This is a genomic window from Roseateles sp. P4_D2 (assembly GCF_056401875.1).
Map to the genome: position 1 here is coordinate 137,639 of NZ_JBFUIM010000003.1, position 13,352 is coordinate 150,990.

13 protein-coding genes are annotated in these 13,352 nt (G+C 68.6%); 12 read left to right on the plus strand and 1 reads right to left on the minus strand.

All coding sequences use genetic code 11. From position 1 onward, the window contains the following. Nucleotides 1-10: 10 nt before the first annotated feature. From AC1DW0_RS06520 to AC1DW0_RS06550, 7 genes are all read left to right on the plus strand, one after another. The gene (locus tag AC1DW0_RS06520) at nucleotides 11-1,216 is read left to right on the plus strand and encodes an HlyD family type I secretion periplasmic adaptor subunit (RefSeq protein ID WP_457391087.1); all 1,206 of its coding nucleotides are present in this window, start codon (nucleotides 11-13) and stop codon (nucleotides 1,214-1,216) included. Nucleotides 1,217-1,446: 230 nt separating this feature from the next. Then, nucleotides 1,447-2,853, plus strand: a complete 1,407-nt coding sequence (locus AC1DW0_RS06525; protein ID WP_477945203.1) for a TolC family protein — start codon at nucleotides 1,447-1,449, stop codon at nucleotides 2,851-2,853. Nucleotides 2,854-2,883: 30 nt separating this feature from the next. Next, nucleotides 2,884-3,855, plus strand: coding sequence for a WxcM-like domain-containing protein (locus tag AC1DW0_RS06530; protein ID WP_235531951.1), 972 nt, complete (start codon nucleotides 2,884-2,886; stop codon nucleotides 3,853-3,855). Further along, nucleotides 3,852-4,949 (plus strand): DegT/DnrJ/EryC1/StrS family aminotransferase, encoded by a 1,098-nt coding sequence (locus tag AC1DW0_RS06535; protein WP_457391084.1) that lies wholly within the window; start codon nucleotides 3,852-3,854, stop codon nucleotides 4,947-4,949. The genes AC1DW0_RS06530 and AC1DW0_RS06535 overlap by 4 nt, the downstream gene beginning before the upstream one ends. A 14-nt stretch (nucleotides 4,950-4,963) precedes the next feature. Next, complete coding sequence (locus AC1DW0_RS06540) at nucleotides 4,964-5,521, plus strand: GNAT family N-acetyltransferase (protein ID WP_477945204.1); 558 nt, start codon at nucleotides 4,964-4,966, stop codon at nucleotides 5,519-5,521. A gap of 14 nt (nucleotides 5,522-5,535) precedes the next feature. Next, entirely contained in the window at nucleotides 5,536-6,876 is a 1,341-nt protein-coding gene (locus AC1DW0_RS06545; protein ID WP_457356435.1) for a hypothetical protein, read from the plus strand. A 5-nt stretch (nucleotides 6,877-6,881) separates the two neighbouring features. Continuing rightward, on the plus strand, nucleotides 6,882-7,556 hold the full coding sequence (locus AC1DW0_RS06550; protein ID WP_056196531.1) for a glycosyltransferase family protein: 675 nt from the start codon (nucleotides 6,882-6,884) through the stop codon (nucleotides 7,554-7,556). A gap of 6 nt (nucleotides 7,557-7,562) precedes the next feature. Here the strand turns inward: AC1DW0_RS06550 and AC1DW0_RS06555 are convergent, their stop codons facing one another. Then, a complete protein-coding gene (locus AC1DW0_RS06555; protein WP_056196533.1) occupies nucleotides 7,563-8,432 on the minus strand; it encodes an AraC family transcriptional regulator in 870 nt (289 codons plus the stop codon). Nucleotides 8,433-8,527: 95 nt separating this feature from the next. Between AC1DW0_RS06555 and AC1DW0_RS06560 the strand changes: the two genes are divergently transcribed. The 5 genes from AC1DW0_RS06560 (at nucleotide 8,528) to truD (ending at nucleotide 13,343) form a co-directional block, all read left to right on the plus strand. Beyond that, nucleotides 8,528-9,745, plus strand: coding sequence for a hypothetical protein (locus AC1DW0_RS06560; RefSeq protein ID WP_457324514.1), 1,218 nt, complete (start codon nucleotides 8,528-8,530; stop codon nucleotides 9,743-9,745). Then, nucleotides 9,742-10,803 (plus strand): tetratricopeptide repeat protein, encoded by a 1,062-nt coding sequence (locus AC1DW0_RS06565; protein ID WP_056196539.1) that lies wholly within the window; start codon nucleotides 9,742-9,744, stop codon nucleotides 10,801-10,803. The genes AC1DW0_RS06560 and AC1DW0_RS06565 overlap by 4 nt, the downstream gene beginning before the upstream one ends. Before the next feature lie 26 nt (nucleotides 10,804-10,829). Continuing rightward, entirely contained in the window at nucleotides 10,830-11,474 is a 645-nt protein-coding gene (locus AC1DW0_RS06570) for a glutathione S-transferase family protein (RefSeq protein ID WP_056196541.1), read from the plus strand. Nucleotides 11,475-11,605: 131 nt separating this feature from the next. Next, nucleotides 11,606-12,169, plus strand: a complete 564-nt coding sequence (locus AC1DW0_RS06575) for a hypothetical protein (RefSeq protein ID WP_477945205.1) — start codon at nucleotides 11,606-11,608, stop codon at nucleotides 12,167-12,169. 160 nt (nucleotides 12,170-12,329) lie between these two features. After that, nucleotides 12,330-13,343 carry a tRNA pseudouridine(13) synthase TruD gene (truD, locus tag AC1DW0_RS06580; RefSeq protein WP_477945206.1) on the plus strand — a complete coding sequence of 338 codons (1,014 nt, stop codon included), beginning with the start codon at nucleotides 12,330-12,332 and terminating at the stop codon, nucleotides 13,341-13,343. The last annotated feature ends 9 nt before the right edge of the window (nucleotides 13,344-13,352 follow it).

Genomic DNA, 13,352 nt, shown 5'->3' on the forward strand with positions numbered 1-13,352 from the left:
GGCATAGCGTATGAGCGCCAAAGCCCTGAGCAAGGAAGAAGGCCTGTTCGTCAGTGCCCTTCATGCCGCCCAGATCGACGAGCCCCTGCCGCGCGCGACCTGGGCCCTGTACCTGCTGTGCGCCGTCGTCACGGTGGCCATCACCTGGTCGGCCCTGGCCAAGGTGGACGAGATCACCCGCAGCGACGGCCGCATCGTGCCGGATGGGCGCGAGCAGGTCATCGCCAGCCTGGACGCCGGCATCCTGCGCGAACTCAAGGTGCGCGAAGGCCAGGAAGTGCAGGCCGGCGAGGACCTGGCCTTCCTCGACCCGACGCGCGTCGAAGCCCAGCAGAACGAAGGCCAGGCCAAGCTGCTGGCCCTGAAGGCGGCCGCGGCGCGCCTGGATGCCGAGGCCAATGGCCGCGTCAGCATCCACTGGCCCGCCGGCATCGACCCCAAGGCCCGCTATGCCCAGGGCGAGGCCGAATCCTTCGACGCCCGCAAGCGCCTGCTGGACGAGGCGGTCGGCGCCATCAACCGCAGCCTCGGGCTGATCTCCAAGGAGCTCAAGCTCGCCCAGGACATGTCCCGCAGCGGCCTGATGAGCGACGTGGAGGTCATGCGGCTGAACCGCCAGGTCAACGAGATCCAGCAGCAGCGCACCGAGCGCCTGTCGCGCTACCGCCAGGAAGCCAGCCAGGAACTGGTGCGCGTGCAAAGCGAAATGGCCCAGATGGACGAGCAGATGGTGGTGCGCCAGGACGCGCTGACGCGCACCGTGCTGAAGTCGCCCGTGCATGGGGTCGTCAAAAGCATCAAGTCCGGCACCGTCGGTGGCGTCATTGCCAGCGGCGCACCCATCCTGGAAATCTCGCCCATCGGTCCCAAGGTGCTGGTGGAGGCGCGCATCAAGCCCAAGGACATCGGCTTCATCCGCCTGGGCCAGACGGCCGAGGTCAAGCTGGCCGGCTATGACTTCAACACCTATGGCGGCCTGGAAGGCAAGGTCACCTACATGAGCCCCGACGCCGTCACCGAGGGCGACAAGAGCGGCGAGGGCCATTACCGCGTCATCGTCACGTCCGAGCGCAACAACCTCAAGTACAAGGGCGAGAAGCTGCCCGTCATCCCGGGCATGACGTCGCAGGTGGAGATCAAGACCGGCGAGCGTTCGGTGCTGAGCTACCTGCTGCGGCCGATGATGAAGTCGCAGGAAGCGCTGCGCGAGCGGTAAAGCTGCCCCTCGCCCAGTCTCGCCTGCTGAACGCGGCGAGCTTGGTCGGTCCCCCGGGGGGACGGCGATGCTTGCCGGATCAACCGGCAAGCACATCGCCAAGAGGGCCGGCTTGGGAGCGGCCCGGCGCTCGGCCCGCAAGACAACGTAGCTAGCGCTGAACAAGGGCAGGTGCGGGCCCGCTTTTCCGGGCTTCAGGGGAGGGGGGCGGATGGTCTAGTGACGGGGCCATGCTGTACCCGCTCCGTCCCCTCATCGTCCTCGGCTTCGCCGCTTTCGGTTCACTCGCGCTGGCGCAGACGCGCCCGCCCAAGACTGTTGCGCCGCCGCCGGCGGTCGAGGTGCCTGCGTCCCAAGGCCGCTGCAACGAGGACGACGCCGGCCTGTCGCGCCTGGGCCGCGACATGAGCGCCCTCGAAACCCAGACCGGCGACCCGCGCGCCGCGCTGCAAACACTGATCAACGCAACGCTGTCGCGCAGCAAGGCCCTGGGCGCCGTGCGCCTGCTGGCCGATGCCGCCCGATCGGACGTCGAAGAGACGCGTGCACTGGGCCTGCCGACGGCCAACCTCACCATCAGCACCAACGGCGTGTACCAGAACGTCGGCGGCCTGACCGTCGGCCGGGGTGGCCAAGCCGGTGCAACGCTCTCGGCCGGCATGCCGGTCTGGGACTCCGGCCGCGTCGCCAAGCTGACCGACTGGCGCAAGGAGCTCGCCGAAGTCGCAGCCCAAGGCCAGCGCAGCGCCGAGGAGCAGTTGTCGCTGAACGTCGTCACGCTGGCGCTGGACCGCAGCCGCTATGTGCTGCAGGGCCAGGTCTACACGCAATACGTGCGCAAGATGGCCTGCCTGGTCGACGCGCTGGAGATCATCACCAAGGCCGACCGCGGCCGCGCCAGCGAGCTGGTGCAGGCGCAGAAGAGCCTGCAGCAGGCCGACCTGTCGCTGGAGCAGACCATGTCGGCCCTGCGCCAGACGGAGGTGCGCATGAAGCGCCTGGTGGGCGAGCCCCTGCCGCCCAGCATCGGCATGACGGCCCAGCTGTCCGTGATGCCCGACCTGGAGCAGATGCAGAGCGACATCCTGCTCGGCGCCGACGTCGCCCAGGCCGAGGCCCAGGCGCGCTCGCAGCGCAGCTTTGCCGAGTCCGTCATTGCGGGCCAGAAACCGACGGTCAACCTGACCGGCAGCGCCAGCGCGATGTTCCGCAGCGGCCCCGGCGAGTCGCGCTCCAACGACGTTGGCGCCGGCGTGTCCGTCACCATCCCCATCCTCCAGCCCGGCGCCCACGCCCAGGCCAGTGCCGCCGTGCAGCGCTACCGGGCCACCGTGCTGCAGCGCGACGAGGCCATCGAGGCCAAGCGCTACCGGCTCTTGGAGATGAACGAGGTCGGCACTTCCACGCTGGACCGCGCCCGGCGCATCGTCGAGATCCTGCGCAACAGCGACCGCGTGCGCGCGTCGACGCTGCAGCAATGGCAGCAGCTCGGCCGCCGCTCGCTGTTCGACGTGATGGCCGCCGAGGGCGACTACTACTCGATGCGGGTCGCCCACGTGAACGCGATGTTCGACGCCCAGCAGATCGTCGCGCTGATCTGGAGCATGGGCCGCGGCGTGGCGGCACCCTTGCGCTGACGCGGCCGAGGGATACTGAACAGTCCAAGCATGGGAGATCAATCGATGATGGATGGCAGCGGCGCTTTTGTGCACTCGCACGCCCTGGTCGAGTCCACGCAGATCGGGCCGCGTACGCGCGTCTGGGCCTTCGCCCATATCCTGCCCGGCGCCCGCATCGGCGCCGATTGCAACGTCTGCGACCACGTCTTCATCGAGAACGAGGTGGCGGTGGGCGACCGGGTGACCGTCAAGTGCGGGGTCTATCTGTGGGACGGCATCACGCTGGAGGATGACGTCTTCGTCGGCGCCAACGCTGCCTTCAGCAACGACCCCGCGCCGCGCAGCCGCAGGAAGCCCACGGAGTTCCTCAAGACCCGCGTTCGCGCGGGTGCCAGCATCGGCGCCAATGCCACCATCCAGGCCGGCCTGACCATCGGCCCGGGGGCGCTGGTGACGGACGGCGCCGTCGTCACCCGCGACGTGCCGCCGCGAGCCATCGTTGCCGGCAACCCGGCCCACATCGTCGGCTACCTCGACACGCCCGAGGTCCAGGTCAGCGGCCCCGCCATCTCCGCGCATCGGCTCGGCGACGCATTGCCCGCCCTGCAGGCGCGCGGTGCACGGTTGCATGCGCTGCCCAAGATCGTCGACCTGCGCGGTGCGCTGAGCTTCGGCGAGATCGACGCCCACCTGCCGTTCACGCCGCGGCGCTTCTTCATCGTCTACGACGTGCCCAATGAGGAGGTGCGCGGCGAGCACGCACACCGGGCCTGCCATCAGTTCCTCATCTGCGTGAAAGGCAGTTGCACCATCGTGCTGGACGATGGCGAGCACCGCGACGAGCTGCGCCTGGACAGCCCCAAGGTCGGGCTGCACATCCCGCCCATGGTCTGGGGCATCCAGTACCGCTTCTCGCCCGATGCCGTGCTGCTGGTGCTGGCCTCGGACACCTACGACGCGGGCGACTACATCCGCGACTACGACGACTTCCTTGCCGCCGTCGGCAACGCGCCCGCATGAAGCTGCCCTTTCTGGACCTGCAACCCACCTATGCCGCCTCGCGCGCGGCCATTGACGCGGCGCTCAGCCGCGTGGCCGGCAGCGGCTGGTTCATCCTCGGCCGCGAGCTGGAAGCCTTCGAGTCGCAGTGGGCGGCCTATTGCGGCGCGGCCCATGCCGTGGGCCTGGGCAACGGCCTGGACGCCCTGCACCTGGGCCTGCTGGCGCTCGGCGTGGGGGAGGGCGACGAGGTCATCGTGCCGGCCAACACCTACATCGCCACCTGGCTGGCCGTCAGCCAGTGCGGCGCCACGCCCGTGCCCGTCGAACCCGACCTGCGCACCTACAACATCGACCCGGCACGCATCGAGGCGGCCATCACGCCGCGCACCCGCGCCATCCTGCCCGTGCACCTCTACGGCCAGCCGGCCGACATGGACGCCATCAACGCCATCGCCAGCAAGCACGGCCTGCGCGTGCTGGACGACTGCGCCCAGGCCCACGGCGCGCGCTGGGGCGGCCGCGTCGTCGGCAGCCAGGCTGATGCCTCGGCCTGGAGCTTCTACCCCGGCAAGAACCTCGGTGCCATGGGCGACGGCGGCGGCCTCACGACCAACGACCCCGCCGTGGCCGACCGCGTTCGCGTGCTGCGCAACTATGGCTCTCGGGTCAAGTACCACAACGAGGTCAAGGGCCTGAATTCGCGCCTGGACGAGATGCAGGCCGCCGTGCTGGCGGCCAAGCTGCCCGACCTGGACGCGCTCACCCAGCAGCGCCGGCATATCGCCGCGAGGCTGCTGGACGGACTCGCCGGCGCCAACCTCGTGCTGCCCTTCGTGCCCGAGCCGGCCGAGCCAGCCTGGCACCTGTTCGTCATCCGGCATCCCGAGCGCGATCGCCTGCAGCAGGCCCTGGCCGAGCGCGGCATCGGCACGCTGATCCACTATCCCGTGCCACCGCATCTGCAGCCGGCCTATGCCGAACTGGGCATGGCCGCCGGCAGCCTGCCGCTGACCGAGCAGATCCACCGCGAAGTGCTGAGCCTGCCCCTGTGGCCCGGCATGCCCGACGCCCAGGTGGACCAGCTGATCGGCACCGTACGGGCGCTGACCTGAGCAAAGGAGCCGCCATGCCGATCACTTTGGTCAAGCCCGCCCGCGTGCTGGGCAAGAGCATCGTCCTGCGTGACGCCACGGTGGATGACGCCGAGTTCATCGTCGGCCTGCGTACCGATCCGGTCAAAGGCCAGTACCTCTCCAAGACCTCGTCCGACGTGGCCGCGCAGCGCGCCTGGCTGCAGGCCTATGCCGGCGATGACAGCCAGGTCTACTTCATCATCGAGGACCACGCCGGCACCCGGCACGGCACCGTGCGGCTGTATGACCCGCAGGGCGACTCCTTTTCCTGGGGTTCCTGGATCCTGGCCGACGACCGCCCCAGCGGTTTCGCGGTGGAGTCGGCGCTGATGGTCTACCGCTATGCCATGAGCCTGGGCTTCACCGCCTCGCACTTCAGCGTGAGGGTGGGCAACGAGTCGGTCTGGAAATTCCACGAGCGCTTCGGCGCCGTGCGCAAGCGGGAGGAGGGCGAGGACTACTTCTACGCCATCTCCCGCGAGGCCATGGAGGCCTCATTCGAGAAGTACAGGAAATACCTGCCCGACGGCATCTCCGTCATCGCGCGCTGACCCCCGGTCCCTCAATGACTCAATACCTGAACCTGGTGCAGCGCCTGGATGGCCTGCAGGCCGCGGGCGACTGGCCGGCGATGCTGATGGAACTCAGCAACACCGTCATCGCGCTGCTGAATGACCCGCGGGCCAAGGGCCTGGTCTTCGGCTCCGCCGAGATGGACCGCTTCTGCCTGGCAGCGGGCGCCCTGGCCGCGCGCCAGCTCAACCTGGCAACCCCCGAGAGCTATCACGACCACCTCGCCGTGCACGTGGCCACCGAGCTGTACGACGGCCAGGGCGGCCACTCGCTCGCGCTGAAGGACGTCATCCGCGCCCGGCCCGACCTCACCCATGTCGTGGTGGTGACCAATCTGCATGAGCGCGAGTTGCCCCTGCAGAACTTCCTGGCCGACCTGCCGCCCACGGTGCAGATGCTGCTGGCGCCGCCCATGCAGCTGCGCGACAAGCTCCAGTGGCTGCACCTGCAGCTCGCCACGCTCAAGCCCGGGCTGTTGACGCTGTTCCATCACCACTACGACGTGGCCGCGGTCGGGGCCGCGCAGCCGGGCGTGGCGCGCGAGATCGCCTATTTCCACCATGCCGACCACGACATGGCCCTGGGCGTCTACCTGCCGCATGCGCTGCATGTGGACTGCACCAACCTGTCCTTCCACAAATGCCAGCACTTTCTGGGCGTGCACCACGCGGTCTACTGGCCGCTGACCGCGCCTGACCAGGGCGCTCGCGCGGGGCATGCCTTCATGGCCGGTGGCGAGTTGCGCACCTGCTCACACGGCTCGGCGGGCAAGTTCATCGCCCCGGCGCGCTACGACTACCTGGACGTCATCCTGCGCCGCCTGGCCGAGGTGGGGGGCACGCATCTGCACATCGGCATGCTGCCCGGCCCCGTCATCGACGCTTTTAGGGACCGTCTGGCTGGCGCCGGCGTTGACCCGGCGCGCTTCCAATACCAGCCGCCGGTGCGCAGCCTCTGGAACCATCTGCGCGACGGCGATGTCGACCTGTGCATCTCGTCCTTTCCCTTCCAGGGGGCCAAAGGCCTGGTCGAAACCCAGGGCGCGGGCCTGCCGGTGCTGATCCAGCAGAGCACGCTGTCCAAGCACCACTCCACGCGCGACCTCATCTACGAGGAAGCACTGTGGTGGGAAACGCCGGACGACTTAATCCGCGTGCTGGCCGCGCAGACGCCTGAGTCCCTGGCCGAGCAGTCCCGGGCCTCGCGCCGCTTCTACGAGCAATGGCACCACCCGCGCGAGCTGGCCTATGCGCTCAACAACGCCCGCCGCACGGCTCCCTGCCCACCGGTGCGCAACCCGCCTTGCGACACGCTGGCCCTCTACCTTCGCTAGCCCTCGTGATCGACCTCGTCTGCGCCACCCGCTGCACGCCCGATGAGTTCTGGGGCAAGTCCGCCCTGGGCCTGTCGCTGCGCCGCATGGCCCATGACGACCGCCTGCTGCCGCGCGTCTATTTCGAGAACAGCCGCGGCCTGCCCATCCTCTACAACGAGCGCATCGCTGCCGCCGACGCGGCGCCGGTGCTGGCCTTCATCCACGACGACGTCTGGCTGGACGACTACTTCTTCTACGAGCATGTGATGGCGGCCCTGCACGCCTTCGATGTCATCGGCGTCGCCGGCAACAAGCGCCGCGCGCCGATGCAGCCGTCCTGGGCCTTCCCGACCACCAAGTTCGAATGGGACGACCGCGCCAACCTCAGTGGCATCGTCTCCCACGGTACCGGCCCCTTCGGCCAGATCTCGGCCTTCGGGCCTGTGCCGGCGGAATGCGAACTGCTGGATGGCGTGCTGCTTGCCGCCAGGCGCGACACGCTGCGTGCCAGGCAGGTGGGCTTTGACGAGCGCTTTGACTTCCACTTCTACGACATGGACTTCTGCCGCAGCGCCCGCACCGCCGGCCTGCGCCTGGCCACCTGGCCGATCGCCATCACCCACCAGAGCGAGGGTGGCTTCGGCTCGAACGGCTGGATCGAGAACTACAAGAAGTACATCGGCAAGTGGGGCGAGTAGGCCCGCTCAGGCTTCGAGAGAGATCTCTCGACAGCCCGTGCCCCTGAGTCTGCGCGGCGAGCAGCCGAATTCGCGACGGAAGGCCTTGTTGAAATTTGACAGGTCGGCCCAGCCGGTGTCGTAGGCCACATCCGTCACCGGCCGGCGGGTGTCGCGCAGCAGGCTCAACGCATGCATCAGCCTCGTGCGCATCAGGTACTGGTGCGGCGTCACGCCGATGGACTGGCGAAACACGCGCAGCAGATGGAAAGGGCTGAGGCCGGCGACCTGGGCCACCTCATCAAGGGTCAGCGCCTCGGCGCTGCGTGTCTCGATGCAATGCGCTGCCGCGCGGGCACGCTCATCCTGTCGTGGCAAGGCGGCCGGGGCTTCGCCATCGATCAGGGCGCGATGCACCTGCGACACGATGGCCAGGGTGGCTTCCTCCAGCGCGAAACCCTCGTCGCCGCCGGTGTCCAGCCCCTGGAAGAGGGCGGCGACCCGCGGCAGCGGCGGCAGGCAGGCCCGTGAGAAGCGATTCGCCGCCTTGGCGACACCGAGGGCGCCCAGCGTTTGCTCGAGCAGGTCTGGCGACAGTGACAGCACCGTGCAGTCGTCACCCGAGCCATCACTGTCCTCGTGCGAGCAGGCATAGCCCTCGCCGACATTGCCCAGCATCAACCAGCCGGCGTTGAGCAGGGCGCCACCGGCCCGCGTGCGATAGGTGAACTGGCCGCGGTCCACCAGCGTGATCGAGAAGGCCGGATGCTCCTCGTCGACCGCCCGCTCGCCCCGGCCGGCGCGGCACTGGCAATGCATCAGCCGCAGCCCGGCACCGCGCTGCAGCGGGCGGTAGCGGCGCTCGGCCTCGGCCGGGGAGTGCGGGGGCAGGGACATCGGCGCATCGTAGGAGGGCGGATGTGCAGAAGCTGTCAGCAGGCATCGCAGTTTTTGCCAAGTTTTCTGCGGCGGCCTTCCCTAGGCTGCGTGCCATGAAAAACCTCCTCACCCTCCTCTCTCGCTCCGTCTGGCTGGCCGCACTCGCCACGGCACCCGCCTTCGCCGCCGACCACCTCGACACGCCCACCGTCATCGCCGACCCGGCTGCGGACATTGGCGATCTCTTCGCCTGGACCTCGGCTGACGGCAAGCGGCTCAATCTCGTCATGGACATCGTCGGCAAACGCTTTTCCGACCAGGTCCAGTATGTTTTCCACGTCGACAGCGGCCAGGCCCTGGGCCGCACCTCGGCCACCACCCGCCTGGTCTGCCAGTTCGACGCCGCGGGCGCCGCCAGTTGCTGGGCCGGCCGCGCCGATCGCCTGCAGGGCGACGTCAGCAGCCCACAGGGCCTGGCAGGTCGGGGCGGGCGCTTTCGCGTCTTCGCCGGCCTGCGCGACGACCCCTACTTCAACAACGTGCGCGGCACGCGCAGCGCCTTGAATGCCGCTGGTGCTGCCATCCAGGCTGGCCAGGCACCGCAGGACGCCAGCGGCTTTCGCCGCTTCGATGCCGAGACGCTCAAACGCCTTCCCCAGCTCTGGGGCCAAACTCAGGGCGGCCCGGCGCGCAACTTCCTGGCGGGGTGGACGACCTCGGCCATCGTTGTCTCGGTTGACCTCGACCTCGTCAAAACCGGCGGCCCGCTGCTGGCCGTGTGGGGCCGCAGCGAGCGCCGCCAGCTCGCGCCGGCCAATGAACCACCGCCGCCCGGCGCACCCATCGACCGCATGGGCCGCGCGCTGACCGGCAACGCCCTGCTGGCCACCGTCGGCGAGGAAGACATCGCCAACCTGCTGAAGGAGGCCTACAACCGCGCCGACCCCGCCGGCTGGCCAGGCTTTGCCACCGAGATCGGCCGCAACCTGGCGCTGTATGACAGCTTCGATGGCGTGGCCGGCAACCAGTGGCTGGCCGATGCGCAGGACGCGACGCCCGGTCGCTACAAGCGCTTGGCCGAGCTGCTGGCCGACGACCGCCTCTGGGTCGACAGCCGGCAGACGCGCTGCCTGCATTACCTCGCCGTCGAGCGCAGCGCCTTGGGGGCGCCGCCACTGGCGGACTGCGGTGGTCGCACGCCGCTGCAGAACGTCAATGCCGTGTTCCGCTCGCTGCTGATCCGCGGCACGCCAGATGTCGCCGACGACGGTGTCACGCAGGACGACCACGAGCACTCCACCACAGCTTTCCCCTTCCTGTCCGCGCCATGAACCGCAACACGCTTGTCGCCCTGGCTATTGCCGTTCTCTCAGGGTGCGCCGCGCCGCCAGCCACCACCACCCTGGGCAGCATCGCGCTGATCAATCTTGACGACCAGCTGCGGCGCCAAGCCGACGATCCAGCAGCGCTCGACCTGTGGCTGCTGCGCCTGCAGTTCCTGGCGGACTACCGTGTGCTGGACCGCGCCGCCGATTTGACCGAGGTGAGGGCCGGCAGTGCCGCAGACCACCTGCAGCGGGCCCGGGCCCGCATGGCCGCCCACCGCTTTGCCGACGCGCAAGCGGACCTCGACGCCGCTGGCGCCACGCCTGCCCAGCGTGCTGCGTTGCTGGTGGCCACTGGCCGTGCCGCAGAAGCCTTACCCGCGTTGCACGCTGAGGCCGAGCGCCGGCCGGGCTTTCCCAGCCACTGCGCGCTGGCCCGCGGCGTGGCCGCCGTCGGTCGCCTGGAGGACGCCGACCGGCTTTATGCCCGGGCCCTGCGCGAGCTGGACACCACCTTGCCCTTTCCGGCCGCCGCCGTTGCCTTCGCTCGCGGCCTGATGTGGGCCGAGCAGGGCGGCGACCCGGCGCGGGGTGCGGCCTTCTACGCCGAGGCCCTGCGGCTGCTGCCCGACTACGCGGCGGCCGGCATCCACCTCGCCGAGATCGAGCTGGCGCGCGGCAATGAGGCCGCGGCAGAGGCCCGGCTGCTGCATGTCGTCATTCACACCGATGAGCCCGAGGCCATGGCACTGCTGGGAGCGCTGCATGCGCGCCAGGGCGAGGTGGCACGCGGCCAGGACGAGATCGATGGGGCGCGCCGCCGTTTTGAGGCTCTGCTGGCCCGCCATCCAACCGCCTTCGCCGACCATGCGGCCGAGTTCTACCTCGGCGCGGGCCGCGACCCGCAGCGCGCCTGGATCTGGGCCCAGGCCAATCTGCGCGAACGCCCGACGCGGCGCGCCTACGAGCTGGCCATCCGCGCGGCCGAAGCGACGGGGCGTGTGGGCGAGGCGCTTGCCCTGCGTCAGCAAATGAACGCCCGTCACGCACCGCGGGCCGCCTAGGCTCGAATGTCAACGAAGGAATCCACATGCTCAGGCTCTATGGCTTTTCCAAGGTCAACGCCGGCGCGCGGGGCCATACCCGCGACCTGCGTGTGCTGTGGGCACTCGAAGAGATGCAACTGCCCTTCGAGATCGCCGGCATGGACCACCCGGCACATGACCTGAACACCGATGCCTATCGCCGGCTCAGCCCCTTCGAGCAGATCCCCGCCATCGACGACGACGGGCTGATGCTGTCCGAATCTGCCGCCATCCTTGTTCACCTGGCAAAGAAGTCAGGCCGGCTGATCCCCGGTGATCGCGCTGGTGAGGCCCAGGTGCTGCGCTGGTGTTTTGCGGCGATGAACACGGTCGAGATGCCGCTGCTCGCCCTGATGGTGCTCGACTGGACGGCGGACGGCAGCTGCGGCAAGCACCGCGAGTTCCTGGTGGGCTGGGTACACCGGGTGTTGACGAACCTCGAACGCTGGCTCGCCGGCCGCGAGTTCGTCGCGACCGAGGCATTCACCATCGCCGACATCCTGATGGCGCATGTGCTCGTTTCGGGCATCAAGGACCAGGCATTGATGGCACCCTATGCGGGCCTCGCGGCCTATCGGGACCGCTGCCTGGCCCGGCCTGCCTGGAAACGGACCCAGGAGGCCTACTTCGCGCGGGTTGAGGCGGGGTAGAACCGCCGCCGGCAGCGCTTGGGACCCGGCAACCTCGCTTGCGCCGGCATGATGGCTGACACTCCGCTTGAACCCGCTCGCCCCGGCGTGCGGCTCGGCCACAACGCCACATATCAACAAGAGACACCCACTTGCGCCTCCAGTCCGTGCCCCTCCATGCCCGTGCCATTGCACTCACCGCGTCCATGCTGGCAAGCAGCGCCCTGGCGCAAACGCCCGCGGCGCATGGCACCACGCAGAAGAACGACCCCTTCGTCGCCCAGGCCGAAGCTGCCTATGTGAGCCATTTGGCGGCCGAGAAGGCGGGTGACGTGGCTCTCTACAAGCAGACCCGGGCCAAGGGCGCCATCGATGAGACGGTGGCCAACCTGCGCCAGCGCGGGGCCTCCGAAAAGGACTTGTCCGCCGCCCTGAAGCGCGGGGCGCCGTACTCCACGTCGCTGGACGGCTACCGCTTCCTCAAGGCCGACGGCGTGGGTGGCGCGGGGCGGCTGTTCTATCGCAAGGATTGGAAGAACGGCGACATGGAGATGGTGGACTTCCTGGGCTACGTCACCCGCTGGGAGGACGGTCGCTGGAAGGTGGACTGCGTCATCAACGCCACCGGCACCAAGCTGGGCATAGGCTCGGCCGGCAAACTGCAGGAGCGCACGATGGATGAGGTGACCGAGCATCGGTGCCTGGCGTTGAAGTGAGGCTGGGTCAGTCGGTGGCACTTCCGCTCCTGGCCGGTCCGTGAGTTGACGTCGCCGCCCGGAAGCCGCCTGTCGTAGCGCGGGAGAGAATCGCAGTCTGGACTGCCCCTGGTCGGCTGGACAGCCAATCCCTATCCACAGCTGTGCCGTCAGACCGCTCATGACCGACGCTCAATACACGATCTTGCCGCAGTGGCCCAACGCTTATCCGGCCAGCGGCGCCAGCGCCACCCTGAAACTCCTCAATGAGGATTTCATCGTGACCGAACTGCCGCTGCAGCAGCCCTGCGGTGAGGGCGAACACATCTGGCTGGACATCGAAAAGAACGGTGCCAACACCGCCTTCGTCGCCCAGCAGCTGGCCGAGGCCGCCAGCGTGCAGGAAAGGGACGTGGGCTATGCCGGCCTCAAGGACCGCTACGCCATCACCCGTCAGTGGTTCAGCATCTACTTGCCGAAGGGTGAGACGCCCGACCTGACCCTGCTTCAGCACCCGGAATTCAAGGTACTGAGTCAGAGCCGCCACGTGAAAAAGCTGCGCCGCGGTGATCTGCAGGGCAACCGATTCCGCATCGTGCTGCGTGACGTGACCGGCGACCGCGACGCGATTGAGGCCAATCTCAAGGCCGTTGCGTCACATGGCGCGCCCAACTACTTCGGCGCTCAGCGTTTCGGCCATGACGGCGGCAACGTCGAACAGGGCCGGGCCATGCTGGCGCGGGAAATCCGCGTGCGCAACCCGAAGAAGAAGGGCATCTACCTGTCGGCGGTGCGCTCCTTCGTCTTCAATGAAGCGCTGGCGCTGCGAATTCAGCAGGGACTCTGGGGCAAGACCCTGCCCGGTGACGTGATGGACGAGGCGGACCGGCCCACCGGACCGCTCTGGGGACGGGGCCGCGTGATCACCACCGATCAAGCGCAGGCCCTGGAAAACGGCGTGGCTGAACGTCACGCCACCTTGTGTGACGGCATGGAACACGCCGGTCTGGATCAGGAGCGCCGCGCCCTGGTGGCCAGGCCGGTGGATATGTCATGGGAATGGCCGCAAGCCAACCAACTGGTGCTCACGTTCTCTTTGCCCGCCGGGAATTACGCCACTTCCGTTCTGAACGAAATCCTCTGCACCACGGAGCCTGACCGGCATACAGAGAACGAGTCTGCGGCTGTCGAATGACGGTGTCCT

Bases quoted from the DNA above. Each gene is read 5' to 3' on its own strand.
- truD (WP_477945206.1), top strand. From the start codon at position 12,330: ATGACCGACGCTCAATACACGATCTTGCCGCAGTGGCCCAACGCTTAT.
- AC1DW0_RS06570 (WP_056196541.1), top strand. From the start codon at position 10,830: ATGCTCAGGCTCTATGGCTTTTCCAAGGTCAACGCCGGCGCGCGGGGC.
- AC1DW0_RS06530 (WP_235531951.1), top strand. From the start codon at position 2,884: ATGGGAGATCAATCGATGATGGATGGCAGCGGCGCTTTTGTGCACTCG.
- AC1DW0_RS06565 (WP_056196539.1), top strand. From the start codon at position 9,742: ATGAACCGCAACACGCTTGTCGCCCTGGCTATTGCCGTTCTCTCAGGG.
- AC1DW0_RS06540 (WP_477945204.1), top strand. From the start codon at position 4,964: ATGCCGATCACTTTGGTCAAGCCCGCCCGCGTGCTGGGCAAGAGCATC.
- AC1DW0_RS06525 (WP_477945203.1), top strand. From the start codon at position 1,447: ATGCTGTACCCGCTCCGTCCCCTCATCGTCCTCGGCTTCGCCGCTTTC.
- AC1DW0_RS06535 (WP_457391084.1), top strand. From the start codon at position 3,852: ATGAAGCTGCCCTTTCTGGACCTGCAACCCACCTATGCCGCCTCGCGC.
- AC1DW0_RS06560 (WP_457324514.1), top strand. From the start codon at position 8,528: ATGAAAAACCTCCTCACCCTCCTCTCTCGCTCCGTCTGGCTGGCCGCA.
- AC1DW0_RS06520 (WP_457391087.1), top strand. From the start codon at position 11: ATGAGCGCCAAAGCCCTGAGCAAGGAAGAAGGCCTGTTCGTCAGTGCC.
- AC1DW0_RS06545 (WP_457356435.1), top strand. From the start codon at position 5,536: ATGACTCAATACCTGAACCTGGTGCAGCGCCTGGATGGCCTGCAGGCC.
- AC1DW0_RS06555 (WP_056196533.1), bottom strand. From the start codon at position 8,432: ATGTCCCTGCCCCCGCACTCCCCGGCCGAGGCCGAGCGCCGCTACCGC.